This window comes from Barnesiella viscericola DSM 18177, from assembly GCF_000512915.1.
GTDB classification, from domain to species: domain Bacteria; phylum Bacteroidota; class Bacteroidia; order Bacteroidales; family Barnesiellaceae; genus Barnesiella; species Barnesiella viscericola.
Genome location: NZ_CP007034.1, coordinates 575013 through 592627 on the forward strand (window position 1 = coordinate 575013; position 17615 = coordinate 592627).

Below are 17615 nucleotides of genomic sequence, written 5' to 3' on the forward strand. Positions count from 1 at the left end.
TTGTGATTCGCTCTCAAATTTGTATCTTTGACTTATTAAATACAGCACGCTCAATGGCAGCAACAACGGTATAACGGTTGTGATTCGCTCTCAAATTTGTATCTTTGACTTATTAAATACAGCTTTTTGACACGAAGGTCAAAAGAACATCAGTTGTGATTCGCTCTCAAATTTGTATCTTTGACTTATTAAATACAGCGGCAGAGGCAAAATCATGATAAGGCTCTTCGTTGTGATTCGCTCTCAAATTTGTATCTTTGACTTATTAAATACAGCGAGGAAGAGAAATGAAAGTCTCGATCGGAAGTTGTGATTCGCTCTCAAATTTGTATCTTTGACTTATTAAATACAGCCATGGCGCAGGATTTGCAAAGTGCTTTTGAGTTGTGATTCGCTCTCAAATTTGTATCTTTGACTTATTAAATACAGCCTGCATTTAGTCAACACCCTAATCCGCAATGTTGTGATTCGCTCTCAAATTTGTATCTTTGACTTATTAAATACAGCATTGGTTCCGTATGTTTCTCTCGTGTTCGTGTTGTGATTCGCTCTCAAATTTGTATCTTTGACTTATTAAATACAGCCAGAATGGTGTAATAAGCTATCAGAGACGAGTTGTGATTCGCTCTCAAATTTGTATCTTTGACTTATTAAATACAGCGACCACGACAAACTGGACCCTGACGGGGCGGTTGTGATTCGCTCTCAAATTTGTATCTTTGACTTATTAAATACAGCAACTTACAGCCGACGAAAAACTCGCTATCGGTTGTGATTCGCTCTCAAATTTGTATCTTTGACTTATTAAATACAGCGTCACTTTGCATCGCCCGACAGTGATTTTTGTTGTGATTCGCTCTCAAATTTGTATCTTTGACTTATTAAATACAGCTCCAAGTTGGTGAATGTGCATAAGAGTGAGTTGTGATTCGCTCTCAAATTTGTATCTTTGACTTATTAAATACAGCACACGCGGCTGTTCATAACCGACCACCGCCGTTGTGATTCGCTCTCAAATTTGTATCTTTGACTTATTAAATACAGCCGGGAAAACCCGAGTGGCTCTTGACATTGTGTTGTGATTCGCTCTCAAATTTGTATCTTTGACTTATTAAATACAGCGGCCCTCGAAAAGAGATACGAGGAAGCCAAGTTGTGATTCGCTCTCAAATTTGTATCTTTGACTTATTAAATACAGCTGCTTGGTCGACCTGCCTTCTCAACCGTCGGTTGTGATTCGCTCTCAAATTTGTATCTTTGACTTATTAAATACAGCCTTGGTAGTTGCTTTTGATAGCCATCGTAGTTGTGATTCGCTCTCAAATTTGTATCTTTGACTTATTAAATACAGCTGAACTGCAAACCTAATTTCGGGGTAGCCCGTTGTGATTCGCTCTCAAATTTGTATCTTTGACTTATTAAATACAGCGTATTTTATATGTATCAGTTGGTGCCCTGGTTGTGATTCGCTCTCAAATTTGTATCTTTGACTTATTAAATACAGCGCCATATCGCGAGCCTTACTCTCAATTTTGTTGTGATTCGCTCTCAAATTTGTATCTTTGACTTATTAAATACAGCAAAAGTAGAATTCATACCCTTGGGAGCCTGTTGTGATTCGCTCTCAAATTTGTATCTTTGACTTATTAAATACAGCTTCTGTTGATGTTGGTGACCTTGCCCATCAGTTGTGATTCGCTCTCAAATTTGTATCTTTGACTTATTAAATACAGCGTGCTAACTGGGAGAAGGACTTTTTGACTAGTTGTGATTCGCTCTCAAATTTGTATCTTTGACTTATTAAATACAGCCAAAAGTACACCGCTATCTTTCCCGTTGGGTTGTGATTCGCTCTCAAATTTGTATCTTTGACTTATTAAATACAGCACGACACCAAAGGCCCCGAAGCTCAAACCTGTTGTGATTCGCTCTCAAATTTGTATCTTTGACTTATTAAATACAGCCTTCAAAGAAAAAAGAGTGATAAATAGATAGTTGTGATTCGCTCTCAAATTTGTATCTTTGACTTATTAAATACAGCTCGGAACCGAATACATAGGCCGCTCGTTCGGTTGTGATTCGCTCTCAAATTTGTATCTTTGACTTATTAAATACAGCTTCAGCGCTGGTGGGACATTATCTGGAAAAGTTGTGATTCGCTCTCAAATTTGTATCTTTGACTTATTAAATACAGCCATTAAATCGAAAAGGCGCAAGAGAGAAGCGTTGTGATTCGCTCTCAAATTTGTATCTTTGACTTATTAAATACAGCAAAACCAGAAGCAATAGCATCACCAACGAGGTTGTGATTCGCTCTCAAATTTGTATCTTTGACTTATTAAATACAGCTCTCCTCGCGGTGACGTACTTATGGAGATGGTTGTGATTCGCTCTCAAATTTGTATCTTTGACTTATTAAATACAGCCTACTTTGACCTATCAATCTGGGAATATAGGTTGTGATTCGCTCTCAAATTTGTATCTTTGACTTATTAAATACAGCATAACGTAGAGGTCACCAAACTTGGAGTGGTTGTGATTCGCTCTCAAATTTGTATCTTTGACTTATTAAATACAGCTATAAAGACTGTCGGGACGACGAGCTTTACGTTGTGATTCGCTCTCAAATTTGTATCTTTGACTTATTAAATACAGCTTTGACGTCGGCCGGAATCAAGGACTTGCAGTTGTGATTCGCTCTCAAATTTGTATCTTTGACTTATTAAATACAGCCAAGAATTTGAAAACCCAAGCTCAAAAAGAGTTGTGATTCGCTCTCAAATTTGTATCTTTGACTTATTAAATACAGCGCGGCCGGGAAGATATTTCAGCGTTCTACGTTGTGATTCGCTCTCAAATTTGTATCTTTGACTTATTAAATACAGCTTGTCTTGTCGGTTTCTCGGCTCTGTCGGTGTTGTGATTCGCTCTCAAATTTGTATCTTTGACTTATTAAATACAGCATATCTTTGTCGCAGCCTCCGAGATGATAAGTTGTGATTCGCTCTCAAATTTGTATCTTTGACTTATTAAATACAGCCCTAAACCGCTCCGGCCTTGTGTTTTTGTCGTTGTGATTCGCTCTCAAATTTGTATCTTTGACTTATTAAATACAGCACAATCTGTATAGCTCATTAATAGTCAACCGATTATAGCAATTATTAGAAATTAAAATCAAAGCTGTATTTCACTAAAAAGCCGATCGTATGGTCGGCTTTTTAGATTTAGAACAATTCGAGTTGCTGTGGAGGGACCTGCGGCTTGGCCTCCTTGGCGCGATAAAATATCTCCATCAAACCAAACTGCTTGTCGGTAATGCACAAGATTCCGACTTTTCCCAACGGGGGCAATGAAAGTTTTACCCGGCGAATATGCACCTCGGCATTTTCTCGACTGGGACAATGCCGCACATAAATAGAGAATTGAAACATGGTGAAACCGTCTTGTATAAGTTTCTTACGAAATTCGGCATAGAATTTCCGCTCCCGTTTGGTCTCTGTCGGTAAATCAAAAAATACCAATACCCACATAATGCGATATTCACTGAAACGGTCGAGGCTCATCACATCTCGGGGTAAACTATTTTGCGCAATTCTCCACAAAAACATTTGTAGAGCGATGCCGTCGTTTGTGCAATAGCGACCATCATGGGGGATCGACGCCCCTGTATACTCACCTCCATCACGGGCAAGGACAGCAGTTTTGCTTTCAATTCATGGGTCAATACGGTATAATCGTCCCCGCTACTCACTACACCGCACACCAGCCGGTCTACATAAGGGCGATAGGGCTCCATCACATCATCGGCCAGACAATAGGCATTATACCGGTTGTGGTGGTGGATTCCCCAAGTGGGCAACAGTCCACTAATAACCAGCGATCTTGCAACCATGGCTCGCACAATGGCATAGCCATAGTTGAGCAGATTGTTGGGCGGACTCCCCTCCCTGTCGCGCCGGAAGCAGTCCACCTCGGGAAAGAGTGCCGACCAATAGTAGGCTGCTGCACGGGCCTCCATATTGTCGGCATCGCCACTGCGCACCTCACCGGCCCAGGCCCGCATATTTTTCGCCACGGCGCCTCTCGACTCCAATACGGCGGCCTGGTTGGCAATCTTTTGCTGAATGGTCTGTTGCCACAACTGTTTTTTCAGAGGCTGCGATGCAGCAAGCTGATGACGGAACCGCTCATTCTGGGTTGTATTGCCGCACAGAGGGAGCATGAGTCCTACCGGCAACCGGTTCTTGTCGCAGGTAATCACGGCACAATTGTTCTCGAGCAACGCTTCGAGCAATCCCTGTGTAATCGTGATTTGTGAATGGTCGAGTACGACCACTCCTATATCTTCGACGGGTATCGTGCGCTCGGCTTCCCGCTTGAACGATTCGGGCAGCGAGGTGTTTTTCGACACCTCGGGCAGCCGCAAGACCAGTTGCCCCCGGCGCAAACTCAGGTAAGCGGGATTACCGAAATACAATGTGCGCTTGATCATAATACTTCGTCTATTTCGCCCAAGACCGATAAATGCACTTTGTAAGGATTCAAAGACAACAAAGACTTGACACTCACCCGTTTCAATTTTCCCATACGGATAGATAAAGCCATGTTTGTCTTCCCGTCATATTTATCGTCGACCATCGTCTCAACATGAAATCTAAAGAAATAATCTCCCTTACTTACTTTCTGTACCCGATAGAGATATTTGTTCAGCAAGGCATAGTCGTGATGGTCCATGGCATAGCGAAAATCCTCGTCGCTCATACCCAGGACAAACATCTCGTTTTGCTGCAAGGAGAGTACAAACTGCCACTTTACATCGGGCAGGCTCTTCAACAACGGTTCGGGGAGATCGGTGCGCTGCAACACGCTGTCCCACACCGCACGGGGATCGGTGATGATGGCCGGCAACCCGGCTCGCCGCCGGTCCACGACGTTCCACAGGGTAACAACCTGCTCCCGGTATTTACCCGCCTCGTCACGATAAATGGCCACATGATGATTGTTACCCGGGTTGACCCAGGCTATCGGCTTCCCGTCCCGGTCATACCGCAACGGTACCAGCGTATCGACTGCCGGCCGGGCCAGACATCGCACCGTGCGAATGGGCCTGCGACCCTCGGCATCGCTGTACACGGGGGTGGCAAAGGCCTTCTTGGGATCGTTGCCATACTGTTCCAAACGGTTCGAGAGAATCTCCCGAATACCCTTATTGAACACCTTATCGAGCGACTTGCTGTCAATCGAGGTAACGGGATATTTGAGTACGGCCCGCTGCACCTGGACACGATTCCCCCGGTCGTCTTTTTCCCAGAGTCGTACCACGCCATACACGCTCTCTTCGCTCAATGCACCGCGAGGCACCAGCAGACCGCGCTGGGCAACGACACGCTTGCCGTTTTTGTAGATATACCGCTTGCCGGGAGTAACCGACTTTTTACCGGCCTTGAACGAAATCAATATCCGATCGGCGGCTTCGCGCACCTGAGCTACCGAGAAATGGGGCTGTGCCTGGATATACCGTTCCAGATTCTGCGAGCCATTCTCGCTACCGCTGGCAGCCTCCTCTCCCTCCGCCTTTTTACCCAGGGCGCTCAGGTTGTTCAGTCGCTGGATATATCCCTGCTTGGTACAGGCAATCGTGAGGGCGTCGATGGCGTGGTGCCGGTGGTCAAGACGCTTGGTCCACCCCACGATTTGCTCTTTGTCCTTGTGCTGCACCTCTTTTATCTCGGTACGTCCCGCCTCACGGTAACGCGGCAGATTCAGGTCGTGCAGCACGGTGTCCCACCCCCACGTATGCCGCAGGAAATCGGTCACCGAACCGCTGGTAGCCGTCACCTGGCAACACACCATCGAGAGCAGCTCTCTCGATTTGCGGGCTATATACTGGCTCTCTTTCAGCTGTCGGGCAATGAAATCGTCAGGAATATTTTCGACCTTGGTCAACAGGTTTTTCATTTTATTCTCACTGATCTTATTCCGGCTTTTCAAGTCGTTCACCCGGTCCACATAGGCCTGGAAAAGAGACGCTCCCTTATGGCTCATGTAGTCATAGGCGGTGGAATTGCCCTTCTCGCTATTGCAGCGGCGACAAGCACACACCTTGTTGGCGAAACCGTTGTCGAAATACAACGACTTGGGTATGATGTGCTCGATCTCCACCCCAAAGCCTTGCAGGAAATCGTGTACATCAACCGGTTGTCCGCAATAGATGCAGCAATGGTCGGTCTCCTCCCACAACTTGTACTTCTGGATACGCGAGCGTGTCACAACACCATACTCGGCTATGCGGGCGGCAATCCGCTCGTTCTCGCGCTGGGTGCTCAGCATGGATTTATAACTCTTCTCCCGCTGCTCCTTGCTCTGCTTCAACTCTCGGGCCAACTCCACACGTATCTCGTCGAAGCGCCCATACTTGGCCATCAGCGCATTCACCACGTTGACCATCTGGTTGAGAATCTTCTCCACCACAGGCTGGCGCAACTCATTCTTGCGAATGGCCGGTATGCGGTCGAGCAGTTCGCGAGCCTCGTTCTCGGCCTTGGTCATGCTGTTGCTATGATTGTATCCGGCCGCGGCACAGGCATCGGCATAGTTCAAGCCCAACCGCAGGAAGGGCAAGATGCGGCGCATCGCCTTGCTCGACTTGTTGCCAAAACCGGCCTTGACAAAATCGAGGGCACTCAATCGAGCCAGCACCTCTTCGTCGTCAATGCCAAACTGCCGGCGCAATACGGCCTGCAACTGGTCACGATCGTCAATCGAATAGAGCACATGCCACAGCCGGTACAGCGGTTCCTGCTCGAATGAAGGGTCGATAATGGGCAGAATTTCGCCCGTCTCTTCATCGACCATCGACGAGGAAATCTCACGGACATTGAACTGCAACAATCGCTCTTTGTCGGGATAGTCGCCCAGCGCTGTCGCTATGTCGATACGGGTCTTGTTTCCCTGTATACCAGCCTTGAACTGGTCGCCAAACCGATAACCGCCCGACTTGGGTAACCCCAACAGCTGCAACAGGTTGGTTATTCTGAGTTTCTCGTGCGTATTCATGAACGCCAGAATCTGATTCTTCTGCTCGAGTGAAATCTCGAGTATCTCGTTCTGCCGATTCCTGACCACAATATGGTTAATGCTCTCCCACATGCGGCACAGTTGGAACAACGGCGAGGTGCGGGGCGCCACCTTGGGCCCGGCCTCTACCTCCTTTCCGGCGGCATTGACATATCGCCGCTTTTCAAACTCACAAACCGATACCAGATGTTTGCACGATTTCAAGGGACGCTGGTAAAAAATAATCTCATCACGCAGGCAACGAATCTGCTCATCGGTCAACAAGCTGGGATAATAGGCCTGCTGGCAAGCCATTATGCGGTCAAACTCCTCGACATAGGCTCGGCGGGGATACACCTGCTCCTTGCAGCGATAAAACGGATTGGCCGACAACTCTCTATACAGATGTTCACCGACCGTCAATCCCGCAGCCTGCAAGTCGTCATACCGATTATTAATCGTCTTCACATAATCGGTCGTCTTCTTATCGCCCGAGAAATCACTCTTCGTCGATTTATACCCCCGCTTCTGATTCAGATGAAACAGCACCCGCCCCAGCTCCCGCAGTCCGATACGTTCGGTCACAGCGCGAGCCCGCAATCCCCATAGCTCCAGCTTCGGCAAACCCGTCAAAGAAACATCGGGCAACATATCCAACTCTCGTAACTTCTCCACCAACAATGCCCGCCTCAACTGGTAGCGGTCATACCCCCGGCGTTGTCCCCGAGCCTGCGTACGCTGCGCATTCACCGATACTCCGTTTCCTTGGGTAAACGACGATAACTCATCGGGCGAAAGCTGCACAATGCGACTACCCATAGTCACCAGCTCACCATGCGTATCATCTTCATGAATCACAGCCCACCCTATACTCGAAGAGCCCAAATCCAGCCCCAAAATATTTTTCATAGCAATCAATTCAATTTTGCAAACAGAATTTGATGTTAAACAGGAACTAATTAAAAATAAGCTACTTATGAGCATTCCTCAAAAGGTGAGGTAATGACTTGGCAACGGTCACATTTTCTGCGATATGCAGTGTATTTCTGTCAAACACCTCTTGTTCTATTTGCAAAATTAGCACTTTCTTTTGAGAAACAAGCAAAATACCAAATAAAATTTTGTACCTTTGTAACCGTCAGACAAAAGAATGTGATATGAACCGAATAAAAGAGGTATTGGAGACTAAGGGCATTAGCCAAACAGAATTAGCAAATAGGCTTGGAAAGACTTTTAATATGGTCAATCTATATGCTACGAACAAGGTGCAGCCTCCCATTCCTGTTTTATATCAGATTGCAGACATCTTGAAAATAGATGTGCGTGCACTGCTGTCCGGAGAAATTTTACCATAAAGTAGGTTGCTCGACAGAACCCGCCTCCGGAACACAAACGGGAGTTGTCGGCTGATTATAAATTTCACGGATATCCGCCCTCTGGAAGAGGACTTGTCCGATTGAGTTAGAGATAGAATGAAGACTTGGATCCAACCCGTATCGCTTCTTCGCAATGATGAGCAGCAGATAGTCACAAATGGCTATCCATATCTGCGTGTACACGGCGTTCTTGGAAGTGCCGTAGAAAGTCCTGATGTGAAGATGCTGCTTGATCCATTTGAAGAACAGTTCTATCAGCCAGCGTTCACGGTAGAGTTCCGCAATAGTCAGCGGATCGTCAATCGCAAAGTTGCTGGTCAGAAATCGATATACTCTTCCAGTCTCAAAGTCTTCATACACAACAAGTCTCAATGTGTCTGGATACTTTCTGGTAGAGTAATATCCAGCAAGTCTGATAGTCTCATCCGAAAGAACGCCCGAGTCTTTATTGACAGGTCTGGACTCAATAACCTCATAAGACATATTGTCCTTGGCGCGTGTAACAAAGTAGGCGCCCTTTTGCTGGAAATGCTTGTAAAGTTTCTCAAAGGCAACATATCCCCTATCCATCAGGTAGAAAGCACCTGCTTCAACAGGAATCTTGTCCATCATCCTGGCATCGTTAACCTTGCCTGGCGTGAGCATGACAAATGTGGGAATCGAGCCTCGCAGATCCATCAGTGTATGTATCTTGAACGCGCCCTTACCATGATGAAACTCGGCCCATGGACACAACTTAAGACACAGTTCAATGGTACTGCTGTCAAACGCATATATCATCTCCTCAAGACCAATTCGCAGCTTTTCATCCTTGTAAAGCATCGTGGCTTCCTTTACCAAAGTCATCGCAAAGTCTTGATATATACGCCAATCCTTCTTCTCATTGGCCTCCGCAAGCGTGGATCGAGGTATTGCCTTGATTCCGGAGCGATAGAGGTCGCCGCAGAGGTTAAGTGTAGTCTCTATATCTCTCAAACCAGCTCTGTCAGTGAACTGTGCAAAACTCATCACCATGAACTGGTCACGACAATTGAATTTGATAGCATGCCGGTCACCTTTGTAGCGGTCGACACATTTCTTGAACTCGTATTCGTTAATGAGAGACATAATCTGAGCGAAGATTGTTTTTCCTTTGTTCATGGCTTGCGGATAACCTCTTGATGGCTACCGCAAAGTTACTGATGTTCTAATCGAAAAATTTTCTAATGCTTATAACATTATTGATGTTTAATAATTAAACCCTTGTCGGAGAATTTTTCTCCGGACACTAGTGAATTCGTATGTGTTTATAAGAGACATAACCTGTGCAAATATTGTTTTTCCTTTGTTCATAGTTTGCAGAATTGGCTGTTTATACCTTCTTGCAAAACTATGATTTCTAATCGAAAAATTTTATTATCCTCGTAACCAGTTGAGTATTAATTAATAATAGCTGCTTTGGAGAATCTTCTCCGGACAGCAGTGATGTGCGTGAGCTTCTTATTCCCAACAAACTTGATACAAAGTAATAAATGAATGCCTTTATTGAATAAACTATGCATAATATAATTTGTTTTGAAACGGAATGGCTGTATAACAGCCACAAGGGTAATCAGTTCAACCTTGAAACCAAGTTGCTTTTGGATTGTTTGAGAAATTTCTACAAATGTGATATAATACATAGACATATTTTGTATAGAGAAGATTTACAATATTATATGGACTATTTTACTACCAAACGTAAATTCGCCAAATTCGATAAATATGATATCATTTATTTTGCATGTCATGGAAGGAATCATACTATATCATTTGAAGGAGAGACTGATGGGATTGACTTGATGGAACTTGCTGCCATGAACAAAAATTTTTTCTCCAGTAAGATTGTTCATTTCAGTTCATGCCGGACATTGACTAACGAAAAAGTTGCGTTAGAATTTAAAAAGCAAACAGGAGCAAAATTAGTGACAGGTTACAGTTCTTCTGTTGATGCAATGAGGTCGGCAATAGCGGATATGGCGTATTTCAATGAGCTTATGCACATCAAGAATGTAGGCGTTATTCTCAATGATACCAGCAAATTCTGTAAGACATACAAATCTCTATTAGAAGAACTTAAATTTACCAAAGTATGACTTTATTTGAACATCTGTCAAACTTCAAGCGTCATTCTTCTGAAGAGAAATTGACAGCGGCATTTGAGAAATTGGCACCTCATTTCATATATGGAGGCTATATTAAGGTAAATGATGCGTATAGAGTATACATTCGTACCATTGAATTTTACTACCATGATGAGAGTGACAAACCGGATGCAATCAAAGACCCAATCATGTATCACAGGAATCATACAAAAGAAGAAATAGAAGAACCTTACGAGGAGCCTTATTTGCCGCTTATGTCGATTTACATGCACAGCTCTGGATATGACATCACTTTTGAGAATGAAGAACAGGAATACAGGGCTTCGGCACTGATTCGAGAATATTCGATATATGATGTTGAGCAAAAAGAGTTTCTTCGTCTGACTTCTAAAGGGATGTTTCGTGATGAACGAGTTCTATATTTGAAATATTATCTTAACGGCTTCTCGCTAAACGGCAAGCCCAGTATCGTATGGGTCGATGATGAACACTTCCCACAATCTAATCTTTTGCAAAATGCGAGAAAAGGGGTGTACATTATAAAAGACGGCAAGAAAACGACAGAAAAAGACAAAAGGCAATGGAGCTTTAAACTCAATGAAGATATATGGTTACCGACCGACTGACTGATACCGTGTATTTCTCGGAATGGGCATTGAAGGACTTTCCTGTGCCAATAAATAATATCTGCAAGTTATTGGACAAGTATGGGATTAAATACGGCTTCCTGCGCCATACCAAAGATTATTGGTGCAGGGACTATATGCCCATACAAGTCAATGAAACCAAATTTGTACATTACGCTTATGCTCCTGACTATTTGCAGAACGAGAAAAACAGGAGGTATATAACCGATCCGACAGCCGTTTTGCATGACCTGAACATTCCGACTGTCAAAACAGATTTGATAATAGATGGCGGTAACATTATCAAGTGCCCCGACAAAGTGATAATGACTAAAAAGGTGTTTTGTGAAAACAAAAATATCCCGCGTAACAAGGTAATTGCCATGCTTGAACAGTTATTTGAATGTAGCATTGTCTTTCTACCATGGGATAAATCAGAAACATACGGTCATGCAGATGGTATTGTCCGTTGGGTTAACGGAAATACAGTCTTACTGACTGCTTACGAAATGTCCCGTTACTTTGCAAACAAGTTTCTCAAAGAGTTGGAACGGAACTTTGATGTCATATCCATGAAATACTCCACTCGTCCACGGAACAGGGAACATTCTTGGGCATACATCAATTTTCTTCAGACAAAGAATGTTATCATAGTACCTGTATTCAATATAAAGGAGGATGAACAGGCTTTACAGCAAATTGAGGCGGCATTTCCAGACTATCAAGGTTGCATCGAACCAGTTGATATATCAAATATAATCAGTCATGGAGGGGGTCTCAACTGTGTCTCATGGAACATAAAACAACCCTCATAAATTCATTGAACAGACATTCAATGACAATCTCTAAAAAATAGGGAATTGACCAACGGGAGGATAGCAAGCGGTTTTTGGTCTGCCCAAAACACAAACTTGCTACCATTGAAAAACAGAGTTCCGACTTTGGAGTAACGCATCTGCCTTTGGGTAACCCAAAGGACAATTTGCTGCTTCTTTTAGAGGCAAACGGGGGTGTCCAGCGGGGTGTAACCCCGTTGGTTCATTAGGGTATTTTTAGCATGAGCGAAGCGATGCGTGAAGAAAACGCCCTAATGAACTATGGCTTTTTGTTTCCCAAAAGCCTGCGGCAGTGTCAGCGGTTGTCGGATTGCCTTCTTCTTTTTCTTGCAACATCGGCTTTCCTATGTCGGTCGGCAGGATGGAAGTCCGTCCGACCGACCTGCGGATGGTGACATTCACTTCTGTCATTTTCCCGGCGGACTTGTTGAGGGGTGAAAAAGCGTTGAACTGTTGAATAGATGATATAACACATTGACATTCTGTAATATATGCCATCAACAACCGCTCAACAAATCCGTTCACAAAACATTTGTAGGCGAAAAGAAACAGTAAAGGCATTGCTGTATGCCGTTTACCTTTTCTTTTCAACAGCCGTTTCCTTCTGTTGACTGCCTGTTGAGAGCGTATTTTATTATATATCAACATATTATTTACCATATTCAACAATTCAACAAAATGTGATGGTAAGATTGGCGGTTGTCACTCTAACACCCGTACCTTTGACCGCCACCCAATGCAGCCCACAGCACTTGCCTTTCTTTTCGTAAGTACAGCCGTTCCAACAGGGTGTTGTGCACACTTGTAGCATTGGTGTATTGATACGGAAAGCGAGTGCTACGACCATCGGCATGGTATACGTTTCCGAATAATAACCGTTGGGCAACCTGATGTACCTTTCCATCTCGCAAGGCTTCAACACTCCGCTCCTGTACACGGCGCAGATAGCGGTACGGAGTGTTGGGGCTATTACACCGAACAACCTTACCAATTCCATTTCACTCATCCATACATTGGCGGCATCGGACGGTACGGCAACCTTGCCGCACCCGTCCATCGTGATTGTTGTCCGTTTCATAGGCTGCACATTATATGGTGAAACGCTTGCCCACTTTCTTTTCAAAGGCGGAAATGTCATTGTCAAGTTTTGTGTTCGTCACTTTCGCATAAATTTGTGTGGTGGCTATCTTCGTATGCCCCAAAACCTTGCTCACGCTTTCTATCGGCATACCGTAATTCAATGCCAAAACAGCGAAGGAGTGGCGGAAACAGTGGAACAGAATATAGGTAGCAAGCAGATGAAGGGATGAGAAAGGAAAACGTAATTGGTTGAATATGAGCAAAAGTTCCGTTTTTTGCTGAGATAAGGGAAAGCAAAAATGGACAGGATATTGCGGGTGTTCAGTTACCAAAATGTTAGCTGCCCAGTTACCTGAGCCGAATAGGTAACTGGCTGAACAATGAAGAAGCTGTCACAGAAGCTATTATTCACTATATGTCAGCATTTTGCATATCAAAGGACGCTTATGAAATAGGTAATTTTGCCATTAAATAATAAGCGTATGAAAGTAGAAAAATTCAAGGTGTTGCTCTACCTGAAAAAGAGCGGTCTAGACAAATTTGGGAAGGCTCCGATAATGGGGCGAATAACGGTAAACAACACGATGGCGCAATTCAGTTGTAAGCTGTCATGTACTCCGGAGTTATGGAATCCAAGAGAAAGTCGACTGAATGGAAAGAGTAAAGAAGCCGTTGATATTAATGCGAAAATTGACCGGCTCTTGCTTTCGGTCAATTCTGCATTTGATTCACTTTTAGAACGTAAGATTGATTTTGATGCGACTGCCGTAAAAGAACTTTTACAAGGAAGTGTAGAAACCCAGATGACTCTGTTGAAACGGCTTGATATGCATATAGAGGATATGCGCTCAAGAATCGGTATTGATGTGGCAAAAAGCTCCATGTCAACATACATTTACACCCGCAGGTATCTTGGTGAATATATTCAAAAACGATTCAAGACAAGTGATGTCGCTTTTGGACAATTGAATGAACACATTCCATGGGAGTTTCAGGATTATATACTGAAGGACAAGGGACTTGCGGTAGATACGGCAAGACATTATCTGGCCATCCTGAAGAAAATTTGCCGGATGGCATTCAAGGAAGGGCATGCAGAGAAGCGTTATTTTGTGAATTTCAAACTACCCCAAGAGCACCGTAAACCACCACGGGCTTTGACTCGCGAAGATTTTGAGAAAATCCGTGATGTCGTAATACCCCCAGAAAGAGTCACCCATAACATAGCCAGAGATTTATTCCTCTTCGCCTGTTATACAGGAGTCCCATATGCGGATGCGGTTTCAATTACCCGAGAGAATATATACAAGGATGATAAGGGCGATTTGTGGTTAAAGTATCTGAGAAAGAAAAATGATTATCAGGCACGCGTCAAATTGCTGCCGGAGGCTATCGCTCTAATAGAAAAATATCGTTCGGATGAAAGGGATGAGCTTTTCCCGATGATACACCATCCCAATATGCGACGGCACATGAAAGGTTTGCGTGATTTGGCCGGCATAAGCTGTGATTTGGTCTATCACATGGGAAGACATACCTTCGGAAGTTTAATAACCCTTGAGGCCGGTGTGCCTATTGAAACAATCAGCAAAATGTTGGGCCATACCAATCTGACCACGACACAGCTTTATGCAAGGGTAACTCCTAAAAAACTTTTTGAGGATATGGACAAATTCATCGAAGCAACGAGTGATATGAAACTGGTATTATAAAATCAAAAAAGAAAGAATCATGAGAAGTACATATAAGCAACTATATTATATAAACCGTGGTAAAGTCAAATCTGACGGGACCACATCAATCATGTGTCGTATTACAATAGACGGAAAGGCTGTCGTATTATCAACCGGGTTGTATTGCCAGCCGGAAGAGTGGATCAGCAAGAAAGGAGAAGTCAAAAATAACAGGCTGAACGGAATGCTTGATGAATATAAGAAACGCGTAGATGAAACTTATGCTGAACTGTTGAAAGTGAACGGCGTTATCAGTGCGGAACTTCTGAAAACAGCCATGACAGGAACTGCCGACATCCCGAAGTATATATTACAAGCAGGGGAAGTGGAACGGGAAAATCTAAAAATCCGTTCCATTCAAATAGATTCAACTTCCAGTTACAGGCAATCAAAAATGTATCATTACTATCTGGGTGAATACATCCGTTCTTTGGGCAAAGAGGACATGCTTTTTACAGATATTACCGAAGAGTTTGGCACCAATTTCATTTTGTATCTGAAAACAAATTACCCTCATAAGCCATCATACCGTAACCATTGTCTTTGCTGGCTGAAACGTCTGGTTTATCTTGCCGTGGATAACGGAATTTTGAGATATAATCCTTTGGATGGTATAAAATATGAAAAGAAGGCACCTACAAAGCTCATGTATATAAGCAAGAATCAACTTCAGGAGATAATGAGCCATCCAAAACCGGATCCACTACAGGAACTTGCAAGAAGAACCTTTATATTTTCATGTTTTTGCGGTTTGGCTTACGTTGATGTACGCAATCTCTATCCGCATCATATAGGTACAACTGCAGAAGGACGAAAATATATCAGAACATACCGCAAGAAAACAAGCGTTGAGTCATTTATACCATTGCACCCGGTAGCGGAGCAGATAATTTCCTTGTATAATACGACAGATGATAGTCAGCCCATTTTCCCGTTACCTATACGGAGTATGATTTGGTTTGAGATACATGAATTGGGATTTTCCCTTCAGTTCAAGCATAACTTGTCATACCATCAAAGCCGTCATACTTTCGGTACCCTGATGGTTTCTGCCGGGGTTCCTATGGAAAGCATATCCAAGATGATGGGACATACAAATATCAGAACTACACAAGGATACGCAAAAGTTACTGATGACAAGATTTCGGAGGATATGGATAAATTGATAAAATGCTGTAAATATACATCACGAATATGCACTGTATAAGTTGTTTATCCGAGAAATACAATACCTTTTAGAGTGTGTCACCTGGATTGTAAAAGAATATAAATTAAACTGTGTTAGCAAAGAGTAAAATAAAATATTAACTTTGTTAACATAGTTTTTATGAAAGAGGAATTTGATTTTGAAAGCTTCAAGAACAAGACTATAGAATCGTTAAAGCTAGTAAGCTTTTTTAGGGTAGTGTAAACTGAACTGTGTCACGGCTCTGTTTTTTATTCTTTCCCTCTTATTTGTGTGCAGATTTCACATCTGCATACAAATAAGAGGAGCCTTTCACAGGCAAAGTTACATAATCTTGAACCTATCACCAAATTTTATGGCAAGTTGCTGTGATATCAGTGCCCAATTAGACAGTGGCATAGTCCATTTCCCACTAATGTCTCGATAGGCAAGATACACAAGCTTTTCAAGTGCGGTGTCTGACGGGAACACACCTTTGTTCTTCGTTACTTTACGCACCTGACGATGATAGCCCTCAACCGTATTGGTTGTGTAGATAAGTTTGCGGATTGCAGGAGTATACTGAAAATATTCCGTAAGACGCTCCCAGTTGTCGCGCCAGGATTTGATTACTATGGGGTACATCTCACCCCATTTTTCATCAACCATGTCAAGCTGTGCTAATGCAGAATCCTTGCTTACAGCACCATATACGGTCTTGAGATCCTTCAGAAACTCTTTCTGATGCTTGCTTCCTACATACTTGATTGAGTTACGGATTTGGTGGACTACACATAGCTGAACGGAGGTTTCCGGGAATACACTTTGGATGGCATCAGGGAATCCCTTAAGACCGTCTACGCAACAAATCAGAATATCACGTACACCACGGTTCTGAAGGTCGGTCATAACATCAAGCCAGAAGTTAGCACCCTCACTCTCAGATATATACATACCAAGAAGATCCTTGTGACCAGACTTGTTTACACCTAGGACATTGTATATTGCACGAGTGACTGCACGACCCTTATCGTCTTTTACCTTGTAGTGAATGGCGTCAAGCCAGCAAATGGCATAGACGGGGTCAAGCATACGGGACTTCCAGGCTGTTATTTCGGGAATAACTCGGTCGGTTATAGCACTGATGGTTTCTGCTGAAAGGGTTGTGTTAAACTCACGCTCAAAGTACTTGCTTATATCACGAGTGCTTGTACCAAGAGCATACATGTTGATGATTTGATCTGCCATACCTTCAGCAAGAATTGTCTCACGTTTCTTAACTGTCTCCGGTTTAAAAGAACCGTCACGGTCACGAGGGGTTTCGACTATCACCTCTCCATACTTTGTCTGTACGGTCTTGCTCATCTTGCCGTTACGACGATTGCCAGAACTGCAGTCAACGCTATTAAGGTGAGCATCCATCTCACCTTCTAAGGCTGCGTTTAGGATACGTTCTAGCATAGGAGCCAAAGCTCCGTCTTTACCGAAGAGTGCTTCACCGCTACGCAGCTGCTGGGCTGCTTTCTTGTAGTCTATTTCCAAATTGGCCATATTATAAAAACTGTGTTAAACTATTATTATTATAGCCTGACACAGTTTATTTTACACTCTCTTTTTTAG

The 17615-nt window shown here is 43.6% G+C and carries 13 protein-coding genes, 1 pseudogene and 1 CRISPR repeat array (1 of these 15 only partly in view); of the genes and pseudogenes, 6 read left to right on the forward strand and 8 right to left on the reverse strand.

The window, feature by feature from the left end; genetic code table 11:
• Positions 1–3117: direct repeats of the CRISPR family, unit length 47 nt; unit sequence GTTGTGATTCGCTCTCAAATTTGTATCTTTGACTTATTAAATACAGC; it begins 1535 nt to the left of the window's first position.
• 107 nt (positions 3118–3224) lie between these two features.
• The 3 genes from cas2 to cas9 are packed head-to-tail and all read right to left on the reverse strand — an operon-like array spanning position 3225 to position 7965.
• Complete coding sequence (gene cas2 / locus BARVI_RS02405; RefSeq protein ID WP_025277698.1) at positions 3225–3563, reverse strand: CRISPR-associated endonuclease Cas2; 339 nt, start codon at positions 3561–3563, stop codon at positions 3225–3227.
• The gene (cas1, locus tag BARVI_RS02410; protein WP_025277699.1) at positions 3563–4492 is read right to left on the reverse strand and encodes a type II CRISPR-associated endonuclease Cas1; all 930 of its coding nucleotides are present in this window, start codon (positions 4490–4492) and stop codon (positions 3563–3565) included. The genes cas2 and cas1 overlap by 1 nt, the downstream gene beginning before the upstream one ends.
• Complete coding sequence (cas9, locus tag BARVI_RS02415; RefSeq protein WP_025277700.1) at positions 4489–7965, reverse strand: type II CRISPR RNA-guided endonuclease Cas9; 3477 nt, start codon at positions 7963–7965, stop codon at positions 4489–4491. Before cas9 ends, cas1 begins: the two co-directional genes overlap by 4 nt.
• 248 nt (positions 7966–8213) lie before the next feature.
• Here cas9 and BARVI_RS02420 point away from each other — a divergent pair, with 248 nt between their 5' ends.
• Complete coding sequence (locus BARVI_RS02420) at positions 8214–8411, forward strand: helix-turn-helix domain-containing protein (protein ID WP_025277701.1); 198 nt, start codon at positions 8214–8216, stop codon at positions 8409–8411.
• Here the strand turns inward: BARVI_RS02420 and BARVI_RS02425 are convergent.
• Positions 8403–9572 (reverse strand): IS4 family transposase, encoded by a 1170-nt coding sequence (locus BARVI_RS02425; RefSeq protein WP_025277566.1) that lies wholly within the window; start codon positions 9570–9572, stop codon positions 8403–8405. The two genes, BARVI_RS02420 and BARVI_RS02425, sit on opposite strands and share 9 nt — an antisense overlap.
• Before the next feature lie 395 nt (positions 9573–9967).
• Here BARVI_RS02425 and BARVI_RS02430 point away from each other — a divergent pair, with 395 nt between their 5' ends.
• The 3 genes from BARVI_RS02430 to BARVI_RS02440 are packed head-to-tail and all read left to right on the forward strand — an operon-like array spanning position 9968 to position 11996.
• Positions 9968–10546: a DUF6642 family protein gene (locus BARVI_RS02430; RefSeq protein WP_025277702.1), complete on the forward strand. Its 579-nt coding sequence runs from the start codon at positions 9968–9970 to the stop codon at positions 10544–10546.
• Entirely contained in the window at positions 10543–11181 is a 639-nt protein-coding gene (locus tag BARVI_RS02435; RefSeq protein WP_025277703.1) for a hypothetical protein, read from the forward strand. The genes BARVI_RS02430 and BARVI_RS02435 overlap by 4 nt, the downstream gene beginning before the upstream one ends.
• The gene (locus BARVI_RS02440; RefSeq protein WP_025277704.1) at positions 11163–11996 is read left to right on the forward strand and encodes an agmatine deiminase family protein; all 834 of its coding nucleotides are present in this window, start codon (positions 11163–11165) and stop codon (positions 11994–11996) included. The genes BARVI_RS02435 and BARVI_RS02440 overlap by 19 nt, the downstream gene beginning before the upstream one ends.
• 237 nt (positions 11997–12233) lie before the next feature.
• Here the strand turns inward: BARVI_RS02440 and BARVI_RS02445 are convergent, their stop codons facing one another.
• The 3 genes and pseudogenes from BARVI_RS02445 to BARVI_RS02455 all read right to left on the reverse strand — a co-directional run.
• Positions 12234–12665 carry a hypothetical protein gene (locus BARVI_RS02445; RefSeq protein WP_157232487.1) on the reverse strand — a complete coding sequence of 144 codons (432 nt, stop codon included), beginning with the start codon at positions 12663–12665 and terminating at the stop codon, positions 12234–12236.
• Between the two features lie 22 nt (positions 12666–12687).
• The gene (locus BARVI_RS02450) at positions 12688–13095 is read right to left on the reverse strand and encodes a hypothetical protein (RefSeq protein ID WP_394330823.1); all 408 of its coding nucleotides are present in this window, start codon (positions 13093–13095) and stop codon (positions 12688–12690) included.
• 10 nt (positions 13096–13105) lie between these two features.
• A pseudogene (locus tag BARVI_RS02455) lies at positions 13106–13300 on the reverse strand (tyrosine-type recombinase/integrase); the annotation flags it as partial.
• 279 nt (positions 13301–13579) lie between these two features.
• Between BARVI_RS02455 and BARVI_RS02460 the strand changes: the two are divergent.
• Both BARVI_RS02460 and BARVI_RS02465 read left to right on the forward strand, forming a co-directional pair.
• On the forward strand, positions 13580–14809 hold the full coding sequence (locus BARVI_RS02460; protein WP_025277707.1) for a site-specific integrase: 1230 nt from the start codon (positions 13580–13582) through the stop codon (positions 14807–14809).
• A gap of 19 nt (positions 14810–14828) precedes the next feature.
• Positions 14829–16037, forward strand: a complete 1209-nt coding sequence (locus BARVI_RS02465) for a site-specific integrase (RefSeq protein ID WP_025277708.1) — start codon at positions 14829–14831, stop codon at positions 16035–16037.
• 303 nt (positions 16038–16340) lie between these two features.
• Here the strand turns inward: BARVI_RS02465 and BARVI_RS02470 are convergent, their stop codons facing one another.
• Entirely contained in the window at positions 16341–17546 is a 1206-nt protein-coding gene (locus BARVI_RS02470) for an IS256 family transposase (RefSeq protein WP_009316578.1), read from the reverse strand.
• Positions 17547–17615: the final 69 nt, after the last annotated feature.

Bases quoted from the DNA above. Each gene is read 5' to 3' on its own strand.
- cas2 (WP_025277698.1), bottom strand. From the start codon at position 3,563: ATGAGCCTCGACCGTTTCAGTGAATATCGCATTATGTGGGTATTGGTA.
- cas1 (WP_025277699.1), bottom strand. From the start codon at position 4,492: ATGATCAAGCGCACATTGTATTTCGGTAATCCCGCTTACCTGAGTTTG.
- cas9 (WP_025277700.1), bottom strand. From the start codon at position 7,965: ATGAAAAATATTTTGGGGCTGGATTTGGGCTCTTCGAGTATAGGGTGG.
- BARVI_RS02420 (WP_025277701.1), top strand. From the start codon at position 8,214: ATGAACCGAATAAAAGAGGTATTGGAGACTAAGGGCATTAGCCAAACA.
- BARVI_RS02425 (WP_025277566.1), bottom strand. From the start codon at position 9,572: ATGAACAAAGGAAAAACAATCTTCGCTCAGATTATGTCTCTCATTAAC.
- BARVI_RS02430 (WP_025277702.1), top strand. From the start codon at position 9,968: ATGCATAATATAATTTGTTTTGAAACGGAATGGCTGTATAACAGCCAC.
- BARVI_RS02435 (WP_025277703.1), top strand. From the start codon at position 10,543: ATGACTTTATTTGAACATCTGTCAAACTTCAAGCGTCATTCTTCTGAA.
- BARVI_RS02440 (WP_025277704.1), top strand. From the start codon at position 11,163: ATGGTTACCGACCGACTGACTGATACCGTGTATTTCTCGGAATGGGCA.
- BARVI_RS02445 (WP_157232487.1), bottom strand. From the start codon at position 12,665: ATGTTGATATATAATAAAATACGCTCTCAACAGGCAGTCAACAGAAGG.
- BARVI_RS02450 (WP_394330823.1), bottom strand. From the start codon at position 13,095: ATGAAACGGACAACAATCACGATGGACGGGTGCGGCAAGGTTGCCGTA.
- BARVI_RS02460 (WP_025277707.1), top strand. From the start codon at position 13,580: ATGAAAGTAGAAAAATTCAAGGTGTTGCTCTACCTGAAAAAGAGCGGT.
- BARVI_RS02465 (WP_025277708.1), top strand. From the start codon at position 14,829: ATGAGAAGTACATATAAGCAACTATATTATATAAACCGTGGTAAAGTC.
- BARVI_RS02470 (WP_009316578.1), bottom strand. From the start codon at position 17,546: ATGGCCAATTTGGAAATAGACTACAAGAAAGCAGCCCAGCAGCTGCGT.